The organism is Paenibacillus litoralis (assembly GCF_046244365.1).
Taxonomy (GTDB): Bacteria; Bacillota; Bacilli; order Paenibacillales; family NBRC-103111; genus Paenibacillus_V.
In genome coordinates this window covers 2,728,754-2,749,136 of the sequence record NZ_CP176395.1, presented here as the reverse complement: position 1 = coordinate 2,749,136, position 20,383 = coordinate 2,728,754, and the positions used below count along the sequence as shown (strand labels likewise).

Genomic DNA, 20,383 nt, shown 5'->3' with positions numbered 1-20,383 from the left:
TTATTCATTCCTTCTCGCTTTGCATTATGATTCCCAATTCCTTCAAAACCGGTCCATGAGGTCCATTACCCGGCTGACGATCGAATGCTTATTATGCGCTTCCCTTAAATAATAGCAAATTTGCAAGTGTAAACACGTTTCTGTGATGAAATACACATAACGTACATTTTTTTAAGAATTATTTATTAACTTTTATTATACCACAGGCTATTACGCTCGCGTCTTGCCGTTTCGCTTCTCCCCCTGCTCCTATTAGCCAATCCATGTTACTCCACCTTAATAATTGCCGTCCCCATTGTCAACCCGGAATTATTGCGAAACACAACTCTTCTGAATATTGTTCTATTCAACCGAAAATAATCGCGTTGAACCTTGAACCGGCGAAAGTTATCCTATTCATATCATCTCATAACATAATTAGATGGAGGTTCCTACGATGAACGCAAATCACGAATCCAGCCGCCCGGATTGGGAAAATCATCAGCTCATTCACCGGAATCGGCTCGACAGCCGGGCTTTATTTATTCCCTACGCGGACGCAGCATCGGCCTTAACCTACGATCGCGGGAGCTCCGCCTCCGTACGGATGCTGAACGGCGTCTGGAAATTTCATTATGCGGAGACGCCCGCTCATGCGCCCGATCGTTTCTATGAGGAAACTTACGACACGCGGAGCTGGGACGATCTTGCGGTGCCAGGCAGCTGGCAAATGCACGGCTACGGGAAGCCCCATTATACGAACATCAAGTACCCGTTCCCCGTTAACCCTCCCTACGTGCCGACGGAAAATCCGACCGGCTCCTACGTTCGGGGGTTTCAAGTGCCGCAGCAGTGGGCCGGGAAACGTATTACACTTCGCTTTGAAGGGGTCGACAGCGCGTTCCACGTCTGGGTGAACGGCAAGTTTGCCGGCTTCAGCAAAGGCAGCCGTATCCCCGCCGAATTCGATATTACCGATATCGCCAGGACCGGGGACAACTCAATCGGCGTCCGCGTTTATCAATGGTCGGACGGCAGCTATATCGAGGATCAGGACCAGTGGTGGCTAAGCGGGATTTTTCGTGACGTTTACCTGATAGCGGCCCCAAGCGGTGCGAATGTCGAGGATGTATTCGTCCGCACGCAGCTTGACGGGGGCTACGAGCATGCGATCCTGCAGGTTAACGCGAAAATCGGCGGCCGAAGCGCGAGCTCGTGCCGTCTGGAAGCGCAGTTGCTTGACGCAGATTATGTTCCCGTCGAAGGCGGAACAGCTGAGGCCTCTTTGAACGCTTCCGAAGGCCGGTCTGCGGAGGCCGAGCTGCATATGCCGATTGCGAGTCCCCGCAAATGGTCGGCGGAAAATCCGTATTTGTATCATCTGCTATTGACGCTGCGCGATTCGAACGGCAACGTGCTTCAAGTCGTTCCGCAGCGTGTCGGCTTCCGTTCCGTCGAGCTGAAAGACGGCAATTTCCTCGTGAACGGCGTTGCTGTCATGCTTAAGGGCGTCAACCGTCACGACCATCATCCCGATCTCGGAAAAGCCGTTCCTTTGTCATGGATGCTTGAAGATGTGCTGCTCATGAAGCGGCATAACATCAACGCCGTACGGACGTCGCACTATCCCAACGATCCGCGGTTCTACGACCTGTGCGACGAATACGGCCTCTATGTGATGGACGAAGCGGATCTGGAATGCCACGGCTTCTATATGACCGAAGGCGGGTACGGGTTCGAGGAGGCAAAAGCATGGACAACGGACAACCCTGAATGGGAGGCGGCTTATCTTGACCGCATGGAGCGCATGGTACAACGGGACAAAAACCATCCGTCGATCATCATGTGGTCCGTCGGCAACGAATCCGCCTTCGGCCGTAATCATGTGGCCATGTATGAGCTGGCGAAGCGGCTCGATCCGACCCGGCTCATTCACAATGAAGGCGACCGGGAAGCAGTCGCTTCCGACGTATACAGCACCATGTATACCGGCATCGAGAAGCTGGCTGAGCTCGGAAGTCAAGCCGATAAAGAGAAGCCGCATATTTTGTGCGAATATGCCCATGCAATGGGCAACGGCCCGGGCGGGCTGAAGGAATACTGGGAGACGTTCTACGCCTATCCTAGGCTGCAGGGCGGCTTCGTCTGGGAATGGCTCGATCACGGCATCCGGCAGAAGACGGCGGAAGGCGTCGAATATTTCGCTTACGGCGGAGACTTCGGCGATCAGCCGAACGATTACAACTTCGTTATCGACGGTCTCGTCCAGCCGGACCGTACGCCTACTCCGGGGCTGATCGAATACAAAAAAGTGCTGGAACCGGTGAAAATCGAACCGGTCGACCTTGTAAAAGGCAGTCTAAAGCTGACGAACCGGTATGACTTTAGCGGATTGGAGCATTTGCGGCTTTCGTGGAATGTAACGGCCGACGGCAAAGTTATTCAATCCGGGACGGCTCCTTCCGTTACGTTGGCCGCACGCGCAAGCCAAACGATTACGCTACCCTACGCTCTGCCTACGCATGCTCAGCCCGGCACCGATTATTGGCTGAACGTATCGTTCGGTCTGGCGAGCGATACGCTGTGGGCCGCCGCCGGCCACGAGGTGGCATGGGGACAATGGCAGCTACCGGTCGAGACTCCAGCCTCCGTTCCGCTTACGGTGTCCGCCATGCCATCGCTCTCCTGCAGAGTAACCGCCGCAACGCTAACCGTTGAAGGAGCCGGCTTCACGCTGACTTTCGACCGGGTGTACGGGACGATTGCCTCTTGGACGTTCGAAGGAAGGAACGTGTTGAACGACGGGCCGAAGCTCGATTTTTGGCGGGCTCCGACCGATAATGATCACCGTTCCGCGGTAGAATGGCGCAAGGCCGGTCTTCACGCGCTGACAACCCGCATCGATAGCTTCGAATGGCGCGCAGCGGAGGACGGCAAGTTCGTAGTCGTCGAAGTACGTGCGCACATGGCGCCGCCTGTACTCGCCTGGAGCATCCGCACCGCCTATACGTACACCGTCTATGGCAGCGGCGACGTCGTGATCGACGTATCCGGAGCGCCTCAGGGCGGAGGCATGCCGGCTACCTTCCCGCGTATCGGACTGCGACTGACCGTTCCGGAATCTCTTGAACGGACAGAGTGGTACGGCCGCGGCCCCGGCGAATCGTACAGCGATACGAAGCTGGCCGGACGGATCGGCGTTTACCGGACGCCGACGGACGAGTTATACTTCCGCTACATTTATCCGCAAGAAAACGGAAACCGGACGGACGTTCGCTGGGTGGCGTTCACCGACCTCCGCGGAGCCGGATTGTTCGCCTCGCCGGAAGCGCATAACGGTTCCGCCGCACCATTCAACTTCAGCGCGCTGCGTTACGACGCGGCCGAGCTGGAGAAAGCGCAGCATACGCATGAGCTCGCGCCGCGGAGCGAGTACGTCGTGCATCTCGACTTCGCGCAGCACGGCATCGGCTCGGCCAGCTGCGGTCCCGACGTCTCGCCGCAGTATACGTTAACCGCCGGGGAATTCCGCTTCGGCATCCGGCTGAAGCCGTTTACGTCCGACTGCATCTCTCCGGCAGCTCTAGGTAAACAGACGCTTGAACCCTGAGACCGATAGCGGCACTAGATGCGAACGCTCACTTATACAACATATCTAAGCTTGGCCGAATTGCCTTATCCCTTGCAAACAAGCCCCGAGTCCGCTTTATTATGCGGCTCCGGGGCTTGTTTCGTTAAGCAAGGTTATGGGCTGAAAGGAACGGACGGTGCTATACCCTATGGAACAAGGCGAAGCGCGTTGCCGCTATATATTTTGTCCAGCACCTGCTTCTCCAGTCCGAGCTCGTTCAGGAGCGTCTGATGGATGTTATCCATATAGTCCCGCCCATACAGAACGCGGTCCTGGAATTCCGTCAGAAACTCGCGCGTGAACGACAGGTCCCGGCTTAAGGCGCGATGCCCGGAGCCTGCGGAAATATCGCAATACAAGTTCGGATATCGGCGCATCATTTCGGTTACCTTGCCGCCCGGTTCAATCGGCCCGCTTGGGTACGGCACCTTGTTATACTGGTCGTCCCCCGACAGATGCGCCCAGAAACCGGGCGCATGGCCGATAAAGACCGTCTCCGGACATGCCGCCACCGCTCTCTCGAACGCTCCGATGCCGCCGCCGTACCACCAATTCGGACGCGGGTATTTCACGCCGCTGTCGAATTCGTAATCGATATGCACGAGCACCGGCAGTCCTTTTTGGCCGCAATACCGATACAACCGAATCGCGTCGGGATTATCGTACATCATCCTGAGCTTCAGCTCGCCGTATACGCGTACGCCGTAAAGCTCGACCGCCGCATGCAGCTTGTCGATCGCATCGGGCCGGCGGGGATCCGGCGCGTAGCCGATCACGAATTTGTCGGGATGCTTCCTGGCATACTCCACGCACCGTTTGAACGAAATCGGGCCGCTCCCGTCGTGATCGGGAACAATCTTGTTGTAGGACGGATCATACTCGTCGAGCGGGGATTCCCAGCTGAGCATCCAAGTTCTGTCGATGTTGTACTGACGCATGTTTTCCAAAAACTTATCAAGATCATACCCGTACCAATCGGGATGGTTATGAACGTCGATGATCATCGTGTCGCCCTCCGGTCGAAATCCGGACCAAATCCGGTATTAGTTGGCGCGCTGCAGCGCGCCGTAATACAAGGCTACCTTGCGGATGGCCGCGATCATGTCCTCGATGTCGCCGTCCGTGAAAAATTCGTTCACCGGCAGTCGGACAGCCGTTTTCAATATATCCTCCGCCACGGGACACAGCCCTGAGTCATAGCTGAAGTCGGACAGCTCGAACGGGAAGTGGGAGCCGATGTACGCCTGCTTGTTTTGGAACAACGGCTGCATATAGACGACCTGCGGAATGTAACCCGCCGTTGCCTGAATCCCTTCAGCCGCAAGCGCGCTTGCGAATTCGTCCCGCGTACAGGAAAGCTTCGTTTCGTCGACGCGCAACATATAAAACCAGTACGTGCTTTCTGACTCGTCCGTCACTTTATGCACGTGAACGCCCGGCAAATCGCGAATGCCCGCCGTCAGCCGGTCGCCGTACGCGCGGCGTTTGTCGCATATCCATCCCAGCTTCTTGAGCTGGGCGATGCCTACGGCACCCTGCAGCTCGGTCATCCGGTAATTCGGCGCCAAATAGTTCAAATCCCGTACGACTTGGGATCCGAAACGCATATAGTTTTTGTCCGCGAAAGCATGCGTCCGATAGAAGTCCTCGTCTTCGCCGGAGTTTATCGTGACGATGCCGCCGTCTCCCGTCGAAATATGTTTGAAGTCGTTCGTGCTGAAGCAGCCGTAATCCCCGATCGTACCGGCCAGCCGGCCTTTGTATCGCGTCAAATAGCTTTGCGCGCAGTCTTCGATCACCTTAATGCCGTATTTATCGGCGATCGCCATAATGGCGTCCATATCGCAAGGATTGCCTGCAAGGTGAACGACGACGATCGCTTTGGTCCGCGGCGTAATGCGGGCTTCGACCGATTGTGGATCGAGGTTGTACGTATGCGGATCCAAATCCGCGAAAACCGGAATCGCGTTCTGGTATAAAATACCGATGAGCGTCCCCTGATCCGTGATCGGGCTTGTGATGACCTCGTCGCCCACCGTAACGCCTGCCGCCCCGAGGGCCACGTGAATGGCAGCCGTCCCGGACGATGCCGCAACGCTGTGCTTGACCCCGTAAAGCTCGTTAAAATCGCTTAGGAATCGCTTTACCTTCCCGCCAAAGTGGTAAAATAGCGTGTTTTGCTCCAGCGCCTCCAACAGCTCCTTCGCTTCCTCGAATCCGAATCGTTTGCCGGTGCCGAACGGAGTCGTTTTGATTTTGCTTCCGCCGTGTATGGCCAGTTTATTTTCATCCATTTCTTTGTCCCTCCCATAATCTATCTTCCTTGTTTCTATGATAAAATAGGGGCATAACAGACAGAGGTCATTTTTTTCCGGATGACGGCCATTTATTGACTGAAAGGCGGTGAGCATGCTTATGGCGCAATTTCCTTACTACCAGGAAATTGTTTTGGACACCAACGGAGGGCAGCGCAAATTTCCGTTTATGATTTGGACATACGGACTTGAACGATCGGCGCTGCACCATCACGATTTCGCCGAGCTCTCCTTCGTGCTTGAAGGCCGCGGCATGCAGACGGTAGGCGGCGTCAACTACCCGCTGCTCCCCGGAACGCTTACATTCGTCCCTCCTCATCAGCTGCATAAGTTCCAATCCGACCCCGGCTCGCCGGATATTCGCAAATATTGCCTTATTTTCGACGTCGGATTGTTGTCCGGCACCCCGCTATCGTCCAGCCACTATCGCTATTTGCTGCAGTTCGGCAGCCACGGACCTCCATATGTGAGATTGAACGCCGAACAGAAGGAACGGATGAACCGGATAATGGACGAGATGCTTTGGGAGAACGAGCACTCGGAAATCGGCCGAACCAGCTTCCTTCTGGCAAAGCTGACGGAAGTGCTGCTCCTGCTGATCCGGGCGCACACTCGCTCCAATGCGGAGGACGAAGCTGCGCTTGAAGCGTTTTCCGGCGACGTACGTAAGACGCTTCCGCCCGCGAATGACGCTTTCCAGCCGCTCGAGGAGCAGCAGGGGGCACCCATCGGTCCGGCTGACGACATGCGCGGCGTCGTGGAATACGTTCATCTGCACTATAAGGAAAGCCTTAAGCAGGATCAGCTCGCCGGCCGATACGGCATCAGCCCGCCGTATTTCAGCCGCTCCTTCAAGAAACAGACCGGACAAAGCTTTCTCGGATACCTTCACGCGCTACGCATTCGCAGCGCCATCAGCTTGCTCGTCTCGACGGATATGACGGTCACGGATTTGCCGGCGGAAGTCGGCTTCGAATCGTTTCGGACGTTTACCCGGGTCTTCAAGATGCATACGGGAATGACGCCGACCGAATACCGGAATGCGCATCGGAACGGCGGAATCGTAATGCCGGTACACTCGGCTTTGGAAGGATAACTGCACACGCTCGACAAAAAAAGGCTGTCGCTCAAGCACCCTCTGTGCCGGAGAAACAGCCTTTTGCTTATTATTTCACATCAAAATATTTGTACATATCGTCGAGCAGCAAGTTCGCCGCCATTACGCCGCCCGCCGTCGTCCAGACGACATCGTCGACTTTATACGCTTTGCCCGCTTTGACGACGTTCAGGTTTTTCCAGAGCGGATCGTTCGTCCATTCCTTCTCCGCCTTGCTTGCCTCTTGATTGCCGGTTTCGTACGTGAAGTAGAACAGGATATCGCCTTCCATTTCGGGAATGCGTTCCTTCGACACTTCCGCCATGAACTCTTCCTTGTTCTGCACCTCAGGACGAGGAATGCCCAGCTTCTTGAACAGGACGCCAGGGAACGTGTCGTTGTAGTAAATACGTACTTTGCCCGGCATAAAGCGGACAACCGAAGCTTTTTGCTTCAGCTTGTCGCCGGCTTTCGCTTTCAGTTCCTCGACGCGTTTGTCGAATGCGGCAAGCACTTTGTCGCCCTCCGCTTTTTTGCCTACCGCCTCGGCATACAGCTTATAGTTGTTCTGCCACTCGGCGCGCAGCGTTTCGGAGAAAACCGTCGGAGCGATTTTGCTCAGTTGATCGTACACCTTCTCTTGACGCAGCTTGTTGCCGATAATGAGGTCCGGCTTGAGCGAAGCGATCGCTTCGATGTTCGGCTGCTGTTCGGTACCCAAATCCGTTACGCCTTCCATCTCTTTCTTCATATGCGGATACCACACGTCCCCGTAGAAAGCACGGGTCGAACCTACCGGTTTCACGCCGAGTGACAATACCGCCTCCGCCGCTTCGTTGGTTAGAACGACGACGCGTTTGGGCGCAGCGTTAAGCGGCGTTTCGCCCATCGCATGCTTGACCACATAGGGCTTCGCCGTTTCTTGCGTTTGATTTCCCGCTCCCGTCGTATCCTTATTTTCTTGCTTGCCCGCTCCGCAAGCGGCCAGCATTAGCGATACGCAAACGATCATGACAAGCATCGTAAACCCTTGTTTGTTTCGAATGGACAACAATTTCTTCGCACCCCTTCAAGTTATGAAAACGATTCTCAATTTCAATTATTTATCCTACACAGAGCGCTCCTTTTTGTCAACTTGTTAACCTTTTCCAAGAGGCTCCGAACGCCTCCTTGCGCGTTTTTCCTGAGCCCGGATTTATTTCAAGACTCCGTAGTTGACGATTTGCGTCCTGACCTCCGCGTCGAACGACGTTTTGGCAAGCAGGGCTTCCCAATGCTCCTTGCTCCAGGCTCCTCTCGTCTTCGAGCGGATGCTCTCCCCAAGCGAAAGCGGATCGATTCCAAGCTTTTGGAGTTTTTCCAATAAGAGCAGCACATCCCGCCTCAGCGCCCGGCTTACTCTTGCCTCCAGCTTCTCCAGCTCCTCCGGCTTCTCCAAATCCTCGCTCCCGCTGTATTCCATTAAGTTCGCCCTAAGCTTCAGCTTAATGTGGAGATGCGGCGAATCCGGCAATCCGCTAGATCTGACACTTTCGTTCGTATGCACGAACTGTAGGATGACATGGTTGCCGGTCTTGCCGCGCCGATCGCCTAAATAGAGCTTCATGTTCGGCAAATCCTGTTTTTCGCGTACCGCCTCGCCGAGTCTCGCTTCCTCGTCCGACAGCTCGCCGATCATTTTATCTCCCTTGAACAGGGCGACTCCGGTTATTTTAACGGTATCTTCCTCCAGCTTTACGATCGGCATCATCGGATCGGACACCTGGTCGGTCGCCGTGAACACGAACCGATGCAGCGTCATGAACGGGCTGAATGCCGTTACTTGGCGGGGATGGAGCAAATTGTTCATATAGGTGCTGAACTCGGGCTTATTCCCGTATTCGTGCTTCATCATTTCTTCCGCGCTGCCCCGTACGATTGCGAACAAGACGCTGTCCCCGATCGTCGGATCGCGGTATAAGTGTTTGACCTGTGGCATGACGCCCTGCTTTCTGGCCAATTCTTCGCCGAAAAGCACCACTCTCACCTGCGCCGTGCTTAAGCTGCGGTCCGATGCGGAAGAGAGCTTGATGACGCCCTCTTCGACGAATTGCGACTCGGCCGATTGCGTTTCCGACAGCCCCTTGTTTCCTTCGCTCGGCTGCGGATACGAGATCGTTACTTTGACGTTATGCCCGTCGACATAGTCGATGCCTAGAACCCCGATCATCGCCAAATCTTCGATCGTCGTCCGTTCGACCGTCATCGAACACCCGCCGCTCAACATGCCCGCAAACAGAACCGTGAGGACCATGATCACTCTCGCGATCAACCGACTCGGCTGCCTCCGTATCTTTTTTGGATAAAACCCCTCATACCGGTTTTCGATCATACGGCTCCCCCCGTTTTGCCGAACCGGCGGCGCAAGCCGTGAATCGCCATAAGAGGCAGCGGGAGTAAAATGATGCACCAGCCTACAATAAACGGCATGCTCGTGTATAGCCATTTTTGCAGCGTATCCAAACCGGAAGTAGCGAACATGATCAAAAAACAAAAAAGTCCGCAGCCTAGCAAGTGTATGCGGCGATGCGAGCCGAGCAGCCCGTCAATTCCTTTGCAGGCCGCCCACAAATAACAGGCAGCTGTCGACAAAATGAGGAAGAGCCACAGGGAAAGCCCAACATTTTCGATCCGCTCGATAAACGTCAGCTCGACCGATTTGAACAGAAACAGTACGGGATACCGGATATTTTCCAGCTGCCAGACCGAGAAATAGATGACGCTGACAAAACAGACCAAGGCATAGAAAAAGGATCCCAACCACAGCCCGATCGTCAAATGCTTCCACGCCTTCTTCTGGTTCTGGATAAAAGGAAAATAGAGCAGCAGCAGCTCATACCCGTACAGAGACGAGAATGTATGAAAGAACGCTTGCGACATCTCGGAAATATTCGTCTGAAAGATTGGCAGCAGGTGCGTATAAGTGCCCTTCGATACGGCCCATTGCAGGTAATACACGATCCAGAACGTCAAGACGAAGCTGACGATACAGAAACGGGCGACCAGCTTAATGCCGCCGCCGGCGATATAAAGAGCTACTGCCAGAAACAAGATAACCGGAATCAATATGCTGCGGTTCGGAAAGCTGATCGCCTGCACGATCCGCGAATAGGTCTCGATGATCGGGCAGACGATGGTGAGCGCATATAGAATAATCCCGATGTTGACGACGCTGCCGAGCCACTTGCCCAGCAGTTTGCGGTTGATGTCGTAGAGCGAATCCTCCGGATAGGTGCGGCACAGCCAAATCATCGGTACAATCGTCGCCTGGACTACGGCCGCCATGAGGAGCGGCATCCACCAGGAATCGTAGCCCATAGCGGCAAGACCGTGCGGCATGGAGAGCAGGCCGATTCCGGTCATGACGTTCTGGATCAAAAAAACGACATGGTACTTATTCAGCGATTTGATGTTTCCTTGATCCATCCGCCCTGCCTACCCCCTTCCTTCGGGCTTTTGTTCTTCTGCGGACCGCTCTTTGGCCGCCCACATGCGCTCGGTCATGTACTGATAAGGCATTCGAAAAATAAAGTTCGTCCAGTCCGACCATTTGCGCGGAATAGGCGAAAAGAACGGCGTACCGAGCGATGTCAGATTCGATAAATGCGCCATCATCCAAGCGAACACGAGAAATTGGCCGTACAAGCCCATCAAGCCCGCCGCAAAAATGTATAAATACCGCAGGACGCGGCTCGTGCTGCTCATCGCATAGTTGGAAGGTAGAAAGGAGAGCAGCGCCGACGTGGCGACGATAACGATCAGTATGTTGCTGGCGAGCCCCGCTTGAACGGCCGCCGTACCGATGACGATACCGCCTACGATACCGATCGTTTGACCGATTTTGGTCGGCATCCGGGTCCCCGCTTCCCTTAAGATGTCGATAATGACCTCGATGATCAATACCTCGATGACCGGCGGGAACGGCACCTTCGTGCGCGATTCGGAGAGCAGGGTCAAGAGCGGAGGCGGCAGCATTTCCGGGTGATACGTCAGCACCGACACGTACAGCGAAGATAAGAATATGGTCAGAAAGAATCCGCCGAAGCGCAAGACGCGCAAGAGAGTAACCGTCATATACCGCGCATACGAATCGTCCTGGCTCACGAACAGCTCGAAGAACGAGACCGGACATACCGTCGCTTCGGGATCCCCGTCTGTAAGAATGACGAGCTTTCCGTTCATGAGCGCGGATACCGTCAAATCGGGACGAACGCTCAAGCCGTATTGCGGAAAGAGGGAGAAAGGGGACGACTCCAGCAATTGCCTGATCTTCGCCATCGAGACTAGACCGTTTACTTTCATCCCTTCGATTTGCCGGATAAGCCGGTCGACATTTTCCCTCTTAGCGAAATTATCCATATATAAAATATTCACAGACGTTCTGGCATCGGTTCCGAGCATAAAGCTTCTCGTTTTCAGATGGGGGCTGCACAGCCTTCTTTTGATCAGCGACATATTCGTTTCCATCGTCTCCGTAAACGAATCCTGCGGTCCCATGATCGTCGACTCATTCTCCGAGACGGTTATCGCCCGCTCCTGAACCTCATACGTTTGGGCTTTCAAATAGAGGCCGAGTCCCGGGAAAACAAGCAGCGAATGCCCGGTCAGAACCGCCGCCACCATCGCGTCCAGATCGTCCGGCGCCACCTTATCGGCACTCGATATCCGGTTTTCTATGGGCTCGTCCGTAAACCTTTTAAGAGGATCGAACACCCACCGCTGAAAATTCGCTCCCTGCACGAGCGAGTTCATATAAAAGACCGTCAGCGGCTCTTGCTGGATAACATGCTGCTGCATGATGACGTCGTCCATATCGCGGAACGCCTCGCAAATCTTCTCGACCGGTACGAGATGGATTGTCCGCTCCGGCTGCTTCTGCGGTTCGTTCGCGGCCAAGTAAGCCGGCTTGCCGATCGCGTCCCCCATTTTCGACTCAACGCCGTCCGACTCCGTTTTGCCCATCTCACCCGTTTCTCCCGCGCCGTTAAAGCCGCTCTCCTTCAGCAGCGTACGTCCGAGGCTTTCGCCTCCCGTACGGCCTAGAAGCAGCGGCCGCAACCACTTTTTGAAGCCCATCCCCATTCCCCCCTTCGCTCCGGCAAAACCGCAATCTGGCATTTTGCCCAGTGCTCTCCAGAGTATGCTTAGGTTTTCCAAAGGCGAATAATTTACTCTCCCGATTGCATAGAGCGCTTGCAACATTTCGAATTGGCGCGTCGTTTGAGAGGGTAGTACGAAACGATATGGTAAACATGGAGGTTTGTGGAAGCATGAACAAAAAAATAATTGTCGGCGCGATGATTGCGGTTTTATCGTTCGGCACCGCTTCCCCGTCCGTTCCGGCCGCCGCAGGCAGCAGCGCGGACTATGCGGATCATTACCGCGTCGTTCTGAACGGCAGCGAGCTCCGCCTCGGAACGCCGGCGACGCTGGTAGGAAACACGACGATGGTGCCGCTGCGCGGCATTGCTGAGGCACTGGGTGCGAAAGTGGAGTGGCTGGACGGATCGAGAACCGCCGTAGCCGCGAAGGACGGCGTAAAGATCGAAATGAGCATCGGCAATAAAACCGGCTATCGGAACGGCGAGCCGGTGGCGTTCGATACGGCTCCTCTGCTGATCGACGACACGACGATGGTGCCGCTCCGTTTTTTCGGCGAATCGTTCGGTACGGTCGTCAAATGGGACGGCTTGAGCAAAACGATCGCCATCGACGGCGAGGACCGCATTCTTCCCGCGGTCGGAACGCCAGAGAAGCTGCTCGAACTGCTGACCGCGGGCGCCGGGAACCGCATTCGCTCGGACAGCGGGAAAGATTCGATGGTGGCGGTAACGAGTACTACGGAAGCGAAGACGATGGCGCCGGCTGCGCCCAACGCCATCCCGTCACCGGCGGGAGCGTCAGCCGAGAAGACTAAAGCCGACTACTCGGCGACGAACGTTCAGGTGGAGGGCGTCGACGAGGCCGACATCGTCAAATCCGACGGCGACTACCTGTATCAGGTCAACCGCCAGCGGATCGTCATCGCCAAGGCGAATCCGGCCGGCGAAATGAAAGTGGCGAGCATCGTCGCCTTCGAAGGCAAGGACTTCCGTCCGAATGAGCTGTATGTCGACGGCGATACCCTTGTCGTCATCGGCAGCGCGAGCTACGGCGGCTATGAAAGCGTTCAGAAGCAGCCAGACGGCACAAGCGGCATCGCCATCCTTCCTCCGCGCGTGACCTATGCGACCAAGGCCGTTATTTTCGATATAAGCAGCAAAGAGGACGTCCGTAAAGTTCGCGAGGTGGAGCTTGAGGGCAGCTATATCGCATCGCGCAAAATCGGCTCGAGCCTCTACTTGCTCGCCAATCGGCATGCGGCATACACGACGCTTGCAGGCGGAGCCGCGCAGCTGCAAACGCCTGCATTCCGCGATTCGGCCGTATCCGCCGACTTTGTTCCAATCGGCGCCGATAAAATCCGGTATATGCCGGAGAGCGCCTACTCCAGCTACATGGTCATTGCCGGAGTTCGCCTCGATAAACCGGAAAGTGCCGCCAATGTTACCGCGTATCTGGGAGCCGGAGATAACGTTTATGCATCGTTAACCAGCCTATACGTCACGCAATCGAAGGTCACGATGATGCCTGATCCCGTTCTGAGGCCATCGGAGAACAATTCGATTCAAACGGACGCAGGCTCCGCAGCCGCCCGTTTCTCGGAAGGGAGCTCGGGGACGGTAACCGTCGCACCGTCGGAATCTAGCGTTCTCGTCATGCCGCCGGCCAAGATAAAAATGCCGGCCGTACAGAGCGACCAAACGAGCGTTGTTTATAAATTTTTGTTGGATCAAGGACAGGTGCGGATCGTTTCCAAGGGCGAAGTGCCGGGGTACGCGCTCAACCAGTTTTCGATGGACGAATACGGCGGTTACTTCCGCATCGCAACCACCAAAGGCGATATGTGGCGGACAGACGAGCAAACGTCCAAAAACAATGTCTATGTGCTTGACGAGTCGATGAACGTCGTCGGCAAGCTGGAGGGCGTCGCGCCGGGAGAACGAATTTACTCGGTTCGATTCATGGGCGGCCGCGCTTATATGGTTACCTTCAAGAACGTCGATCCTTTATTCGTGATCGATCTGCACAATCCGCAGTCGCCGGCCGTGCTTGGCGCCTTAAAAATTCCAGGCTACAGCGACTACTTGCATCCGTACGACGAAACGCATCTAATCGGCTTCGGCAAGGATACCGTTGAGCTTAGCAGCCCGAGCGGAACCGGCTCGAGCGCCTATTATCAAGGGATGAAGATCGCGATGTTCGACGTCAGCGACGTCTCCCGCCCGATCGAGCTGTTCAAAGAAATTATCGGCGACCGCGGGACCGATTCGGAGCTGCTGCGCAATCATAAAGCGCTGTTGTTCTCCAAGGAGAAAAACCTGCTGGCTTTCCCGATAAGCGTCATGAAGGCTGCGAAGCAGCAGGCGGAGGGCAAGGGCATTCCGGCTTACGGCCAATTTGCGTTCCAGGGCGCCTATATTTACAATGTCGACCTCGCCAACGGCTTTCGGCTGAAGGGAGAAATTACCCACCTGTCCGAGGACGACAGGCTGAAAGCGGGCAGCGCATGGTACGGCAGCAGCCGGAACATCGAGCGGATCGTCACGATCGGCGATCAGCTGTATACGTTGTCCCAAAGCGAAATCCGCGCCAACGCTATCGGGAATATGAAGGAAACGGGACGGCTCGCCATCCCGTAACGGATAAATGAATCCAACAGCCTGCAGACGGGGAAGCCGTCTCCAGGCTGTTTCTTCATGCTTTGGCACCCGCGTCTCCCAGCAGGCGCCGGAGAGCGTCGAAGGCCGGAAAGCCTCGATCCGGCATACGTTTGGAGAGATTGCATGACGCCGTTTCTAAAGGTCACCGGGCGTTTCCGCCATCTTTTCCGCTCCCCTGACTAACGACCTTCCCCCGCTTTTTACGAAGTATGGCCACGATAAGCAGCAATAACGGGATCCACAAGAAAAAAACAGAGGTATACGGCATCCAAATTTCCGTAGCGAATTTGTCGAAATACGACCGGTTCGGCACCATAACCAGTCCAAGAATGACGCCGATCATACCGAGCGGAAACGTTAACGGTCTGCCGTCCTTCAGACGGAGCAGCAGCTTTAAGCCCGAAACCGTCGCGTAGAAGCAAACCCCTATTTTCATGTACATCGTAATGAACCAGATCACGGCCATGATGGCTTCGAATCGTTCGAAAAACCTGCCGATGTTGATCTTTTGCGCAAGCACGTAGCTCGGATACTGCAGAAGGACCATGATATCGGTTCCGATAACGAGAATACAGGCAAGCGTGACGACCACAATCGACACCATCCCGAATATCAGAGCCATATAGTACGCTTTAACCGCTCCCTGCAGACGGGATACATGGGGAACCAGCATCATGAGAATGACCGTTTCTCCAAAGTTGCCAAGCAGTCTCAGATTGCCGGAAACGATCGGCTTCATGCCTTTTTCGAAAACCGGCTGCATATTCTCAAACTGAAACTGCGGAACCGTGAAGCCTACAAGAATAACGATCAAGAGCAAAAACCACGGAAAGATAAGCTCCGATACGCGGACAAACGTCTCGATGCCATAACGGCTTGCGAGCAGAGCAATGGCGCCGAACGTAACGAGAATGAACTGAATCGGCGTGTCGGGCATCGCCTGCGTCGTGACGAAATCCCCGACCTCCATTTGCATCAGCGAAGCGTCGAGAAAAAAGAACACGATATACGCCAGCGCGGCAGCGGCCCCCACCCACCTGCCAAGCACGGTTTCACACATCGCCGTAATCCCCGTTCCCGGAAACCGCTTAGCTAGGCTTGTGAATAACAGCCCCAGCAGGAGCGCTTCTGCAAAACCGGCCATGGCCCCGATCCAAGCATCCTGGCCCGCATCATTCGCAATCCAGGAGGGCGAATACAGAATCGCATCGCCGACCGTGAACAAAAGAGCGACGATCATAAACTGTCTGGCGCTTATTTTCCCGTCCATCCGCGTGTCTCCTTTCGAGGGTTGTTTTTCGTTTTGCGCAGCGCCGCAACGATTAAGAAGCTGACCGGCAAGAGAACCCCGAACAGAAAGGTGATCGGGAACCAAGCGTGCTTGATGAAATGATCGAAGTAGGTGCGGCTCGGAATGATGACAAGTCCCGTAATGACGAGGATCATGCCGAGCGGAAATGTCAGCATCCTGTAATCGCGCAGCCGGCATAACCCGGCCAAGCCGATGGAAACCGCATAAAAGCTGATCGTCGCTTTCACATAGATGGTGATGAACCAGAGTCCCGCCATGATCGCTTCCAATCGCTCCAGAAATTTGCCTACTGCAATTTTTTGGGCAAGCACGTAGCTCGGATACGTGTAAAGGACGATCAATTCGGGCCCAAGCACGACGATGGCCATGATGACAAAAAAAACGAGCAAGATACAGCCCGCCGTAAGTCCGATTATATAACCGTTAGCCGCCTGCGCCGGATTACGGACGAATGGAAAAACCATCAGCAAAACAAATGTTTCCTGGATGTTCGAAAGTATGTTGAGGTTTCCTTTGACTAGCGGCAGCGTGCCTTTGCTGAGCATGGGATAAAAGTTCCCGAATTCGATCTGCGGGGCGACCAATGCCAGAAGCAGCACGAACAGGATCAGAAACCACGGAAGCAGCAGCTCCATGACCCTCGCAAGCGTCCCGATGCCGTATCGCGTACCGAATATGATAACCGCCACAAACAGGGCGAGAATGAATTGTATGGGCGTATTTTGCATAAATTGCGTTTCCAGAAAGTCTCCGATCTCCATTAGCACGATAGCCGTATCGATGAAAATGAACGCGAGGATGAGTATCGCCACCGCCCTGCCGAAGAGCGGACCGAGAAGCGTAACGGCTTGTTCCGTAATCGCTTGTCCCGATGCTTTTTTGCCCAGTCTGCTGTATAAAAAGGCTAACAGTGCCGCTTCCCCGACTCCGATGAATGCAGGCAGCCACGCATCTCTGCCCGCATCCGCCGCAATAAGGCCCGATACGTAAAGCATGCTGTCGCCCATCATGAACAGCAGCGCTATGATCGTAAATTGTCTGACGCTTATCCGTTCCTGGCTAAACAACACCAAGCATCCCTCGTTTCATTTCAGTGAGCCGTACACCAAATCGCTGTATGGCCGGAAGACGTACGTCATCCAATCGAGCGGATTCGGAATAGTGATTTCGAGCGCTTCCGTCAAGCTTAAACCGAAACCTGCCGCCAACAAAATGGAGAAAACGACGAGCTCGCGTTTCATGTTGTTTCGCCGCATATACGGCAGTTCAATCGCGATAATGGCCGCCGTAATGAGCACGATGCTTGCAATGGGCCAGAGAAACACGGGGCATCACCTTTCCACTTCCTTCATTTTTTCCGAGAACGAATTGCTCACCTTGCCGCTGCGCCGGATTTCTACCCGAAAGGTGGGGTTCACCTTTATCGTCTCGAATTCCCGGTCCCACTCTCCCCGGACCTTATTCCAGTAGGCGGGATATTTGTGATGAATCGCTTTACCGAAGCCGTAAATGTCGACTTTAAACCGCTCCTGGACCTGCTTTACGGTCGTTTCGACCGACTTGGCGAGCGCTTGCTCCGTGAGCTTCTCCAGCCTCGCAATCGTTTCCGGATCGGTTAAATCGAGTTGGCACTGCACTTCCCCGACATTTCCTTCCGTGAACGTACGGACGTCGATTTCCGGCTTCCCGTTCCGCATTACCGCCTCCATCCGGGTGCGGGTACGAACGAAATTGATATCGAACGAACCGTTCTTTCCGCAGGCGAATGAATCCACGGTAGTCGTGACATGATTGGTCAAATAGTTGTATCCCTTGCTTTCCTCCTCCGTCAGCCAGCCGATCAGCTTGTCCGCTTTGAAGACGCCTTTGGAGGATAGCTGGAGCGTCGCATAGGGTTGAATTTTTTTCAAATTGTCCTCGGTTTCGCCCTTCTCGATATCGCCGTTCACACGGATACTGGTGACGACCGGCTCCTTCCCTTCGGTCAACAGGTCGGAAATAAATTGATCGAGCCGTACGCTGATCGTCGGCGCCCAATTTTTGTCGGACGTCTCCATAATTCGGTTGATGGCCATAGTCGGAAATTTCTCTAACGGGCTGAAAAAGCTGAGTACGTCCAAAGCTCTCGTGCCCTTCGTCAGCACCATGTAAAAGTCGGGCCGCATTTCATGATCGCGGAAAAACAAATCCAGCACATCGCGCACCCCATCCTTCGCCACCTCTTCGCTGACGACGATAACCCGAACATGCGGAAAATACAGCTTCCGCGGCGTTACCGTCGTCAGCCGACGGACGCCTTCATACATCGTGGCGGACGTGATCTTATAGGTGGTTACGGAAGCGGTACCGCTGCTCGCGCCCCTCCCCGTCACTTGTCCCGGGTTGACGATCTGTACGGAAAGCAAATAATGTTCGCCGTCCTTGTCGATGCCGATCCCCGTCACGATCGACAAATCGTTCAGTTCCCTGCGGCTCCAGCAGCCTGTCATCAGCAAGGAAAGCAGGATAAGAACGGCAACCGGCGCGGTTATCCGCTTCATCGTTTATCCTCCTCCTTGGCAGCGAGCTTGCTCCCTGACACCTCGTCCCAGTTGCCGGCGGCATTCATCGCATTGTCGAGACGTATGGGATTGTTCGCCCCGATGAGTTTGGGACGCTTCTTCATCATCCATGACGGCACACGGATCAGCGAGTCCTTCTGGTCGTCCAGTATCATCGGTGCCGAAGGCGCCATGTACGGTATGCCGAAGGAACGAAGGCTGCACATATGCAGCATGATCCCGATAACGCCGACAAACATCCCGTACAACCCGAAGCTGGCCGCAAGTCCCATCAGGAAAAACCTCAGGATCCGAATCGGTATGGAGACGGAGAAGGACGGAAAGACAAAGGAAGTGATCGCCGTTATGGAGACTACGATAACCATAGCCGGCGAGACCAGCCCGGCTTGAACCGCCGCTTCGCCAAGCACGAGAGCGCCTACGATCGAGATCGCCGAACCGATCGCTCGCGGCATGCGGATGCCGGCTTCCCGCAATATTTCGAACAAGCCTTCCATCAGGAAGGCTTCCACCGCCGCCGGAAACGGAACGCCTTCCCGCTGGGCCGCTATGCTGACCATCAGTGTCGTCGGCAGCATTTCCTGATGAAACGTCGTGATCGCGATGAACATGGCGGGCGCGTTGAGCGAAATAAACAGCGAGAGCAGCCGAAGCATACGAATGATGCCGAAATCGGAACGTTGATAGTAATCCTCCGGGGATTGCAGAAATTGCAGGAACACGACGGGCACGAGCAGAACGACCGGCGTCCCGTCGACCAGTATGGCCACTCTTCCTTCCAGCAGATTGCCTGCCACGGTATCGGGCCGTTCCGTGTTGAATACGGTCGGAAACGGCGTAAACGTTTTATCCTGGATCCATTCCTCGATATTGCCGCTCTCGAGTATCGAATCCGTGTCTATGCTGTTCAGCCGCTTCTCCACTTCCTCGACGATTTTGTCGTCGACGGTTCCTTTGATATACATGATCGCGACATCCGTTTTGGTTACGCGCCCGATCGAGAAGGTTTTCAGCCACAGCTTTCTGTCGCGGATGCGGCGGCGTATTAATGCCGTATTCGTCCGTATGTTTTCCGTAAACGCTTCATGAGGCCCGCGTACGACCATCTGCACCTGGTTTTCTTGAACGCTCCGGTCCTCCCAGCCCTTCGTGCAAATGACCAGCCCCTTATCCATCCCTTCCAGCAGCAGCACCGTGTCGCCGGAAACGACGGAATCGAACAGCGTATCGAAATTGTCGACATGCTGGATACCGCCTTGGGTGAGCACGCGTTTCTCCAAATGCTTCAGAATCGCATCGTTCTTCTGAGACGCTTCCGACAGATTCGTTTCGGATCCTTGAATCATAATCGCTTCCATAAACCGGCTGATCGCGGAGGCGTCAGCCAAGCCCTCCGTAAACAGAAGGACTGCGCGCAGAAATCCGTTTGCTCCGATCTGTATTTCCCTGACGGCAAGATCGGTGCTTTCGCCCAAGCTTGCTTTTACTTTATCGACATTCACGTCAAGCTCGTTCGAAAGCGGATCCTTGGATTTCCCGCCGGACTTTTGCCCCGTCTCCTTGGAGCCGGCCGAAGAACGCGCATTTTGCTTTTGCCGAAAAAAAGCCATAACTTGCATCTCCTTCCCGGAATATCCGTTTGCTCCGTATTTGGTATTGTTTAACGCCAAAGGAACAATTATGCGGA

Annotated in this window: 14 protein-coding genes; 3 read left to right on the top strand and 11 right to left on the bottom strand. The window is 54.8% G+C overall.

Annotated features, from left to right (window positions below):
* Window positions 1-436: 436 nt before the first annotated feature.
* Window positions 437-3,589, top strand: a complete 3,153-nt coding sequence (locus tag ACKGJP_RS10985; protein WP_409345692.1) for a glycoside hydrolase family 2 TIM barrel-domain containing protein — start codon at window positions 437-439, stop codon at window positions 3,587-3,589.
* A 167-nt stretch (window positions 3,590-3,756) separates the two neighbouring features.
* On the opposite strand, the gene ACKGJP_RS10980 is transcribed toward ACKGJP_RS10985, so the two are convergent.
* A complete protein-coding gene (locus ACKGJP_RS10980; protein WP_409345691.1) occupies window positions 3,757-4,614 on the bottom strand; it encodes an amidohydrolase family protein in 858 nt (285 codons plus the stop codon).
* Between the two features lie 39 nt (window positions 4,615-4,653).
* The gene (locus tag ACKGJP_RS10975) at window positions 4,654-5,904 is read right to left on the bottom strand and encodes a DegT/DnrJ/EryC1/StrS family aminotransferase (protein WP_409345690.1); all 1,251 of its coding nucleotides are present in this window, start codon (window positions 5,902-5,904) and stop codon (window positions 4,654-4,656) included.
* A 121-nt stretch (window positions 5,905-6,025) separates the two neighbouring features.
* On the opposite strand from ACKGJP_RS10975, the gene ACKGJP_RS10970 reads away from it, so the two are divergent.
* A complete protein-coding gene (locus ACKGJP_RS10970; protein WP_409345689.1) occupies window positions 6,026-7,021 on the top strand; it encodes a helix-turn-helix domain-containing protein in 996 nt (331 codons plus the stop codon).
* A gap of 70 nt (window positions 7,022-7,091) precedes the next feature.
* Here ACKGJP_RS10970 and ACKGJP_RS10965 read toward each other — a convergent pair whose 3' ends face one another.
* From ACKGJP_RS10965 to ACKGJP_RS10950, 4 genes are all read right to left on the bottom strand, one after another.
* Window positions 7,092-8,042, bottom strand: coding sequence for an ABC transporter substrate-binding protein (locus tag ACKGJP_RS10965; protein ID WP_409347131.1), 951 nt, complete (start codon window positions 8,040-8,042; stop codon window positions 7,092-7,094).
* A 174-nt stretch (window positions 8,043-8,216) separates the two neighbouring features.
* The gene (locus ACKGJP_RS10960) at window positions 8,217-9,332 is read right to left on the bottom strand and encodes a Ger(x)C family spore germination protein (protein WP_409345688.1); all 1,116 of its coding nucleotides are present in this window, start codon (window positions 9,330-9,332) and stop codon (window positions 8,217-8,219) included.
* Between the two features lie 56 nt (window positions 9,333-9,388).
* On the bottom strand, window positions 9,389-10,486 hold the full coding sequence (locus ACKGJP_RS10955; protein WP_409345687.1) for a GerAB/ArcD/ProY family transporter: 1,098 nt from the start codon (window positions 10,484-10,486) through the stop codon (window positions 9,389-9,391).
* Window positions 10,487-10,495: 9 nt separating this feature from the next.
* Entirely contained in the window at window positions 10,496-12,136 is a 1,641-nt protein-coding gene (locus ACKGJP_RS10950) for a spore germination protein (protein ID WP_409345686.1), read from the bottom strand.
* A 194-nt stretch (window positions 12,137-12,330) separates the two neighbouring features.
* On the opposite strand from ACKGJP_RS10950, the gene ACKGJP_RS10945 reads away from it, so the two are divergent.
* Complete coding sequence (locus tag ACKGJP_RS10945) at window positions 12,331-14,802, top strand: beta-propeller domain-containing protein (protein ID WP_409345685.1); 2,472 nt, start codon at window positions 12,331-12,333, stop codon at window positions 14,800-14,802.
* A 163-nt stretch (window positions 14,803-14,965) separates the two neighbouring features.
* Here ACKGJP_RS10945 and ACKGJP_RS10940 read toward each other — a convergent pair whose 3' ends face one another.
* Genes ACKGJP_RS10940 through ACKGJP_RS10920 form a run of 5 tightly spaced genes read right to left on the bottom strand, consistent with a single transcriptional unit; the run spans window position 14,966 to window position 20,306 of the window.
* Window positions 14,966-16,093, bottom strand: a complete 1,128-nt coding sequence (locus ACKGJP_RS10940; protein ID WP_409345684.1) for an endospore germination permease — start codon at window positions 16,091-16,093, stop codon at window positions 14,966-14,968.
* Window positions 16,078-17,205 (bottom strand): endospore germination permease, encoded by a 1,128-nt coding sequence (locus tag ACKGJP_RS10935; RefSeq protein WP_409345683.1) that lies wholly within the window; start codon window positions 17,203-17,205, stop codon window positions 16,078-16,080. The genes ACKGJP_RS10940 and ACKGJP_RS10935 overlap by 16 nt, the downstream gene beginning before the upstream one ends.
* Window positions 17,206-17,220: 15 nt before the next feature.
* A complete protein-coding gene (locus ACKGJP_RS10930; RefSeq protein WP_409345682.1) occupies window positions 17,221-17,460 on the bottom strand; it encodes a hypothetical protein in 240 nt (79 codons plus the stop codon).
* A gap of 6 nt (window positions 17,461-17,466) precedes the next feature.
* The gene (locus tag ACKGJP_RS10925; protein ID WP_409345681.1) at window positions 17,467-18,675 is read right to left on the bottom strand and encodes a Ger(x)C family spore germination protein; all 1,209 of its coding nucleotides are present in this window, start codon (window positions 18,673-18,675) and stop codon (window positions 17,467-17,469) included.
* The gene (locus ACKGJP_RS10920; RefSeq protein ID WP_409345680.1) at window positions 18,672-20,306 is read right to left on the bottom strand and encodes a spore germination protein; all 1,635 of its coding nucleotides are present in this window, start codon (window positions 20,304-20,306) and stop codon (window positions 18,672-18,674) included. The genes ACKGJP_RS10925 and ACKGJP_RS10920 overlap by 4 nt, the downstream gene beginning before the upstream one ends.
* Between the last annotated feature and the right edge of the window lie 77 nt (window positions 20,307-20,383).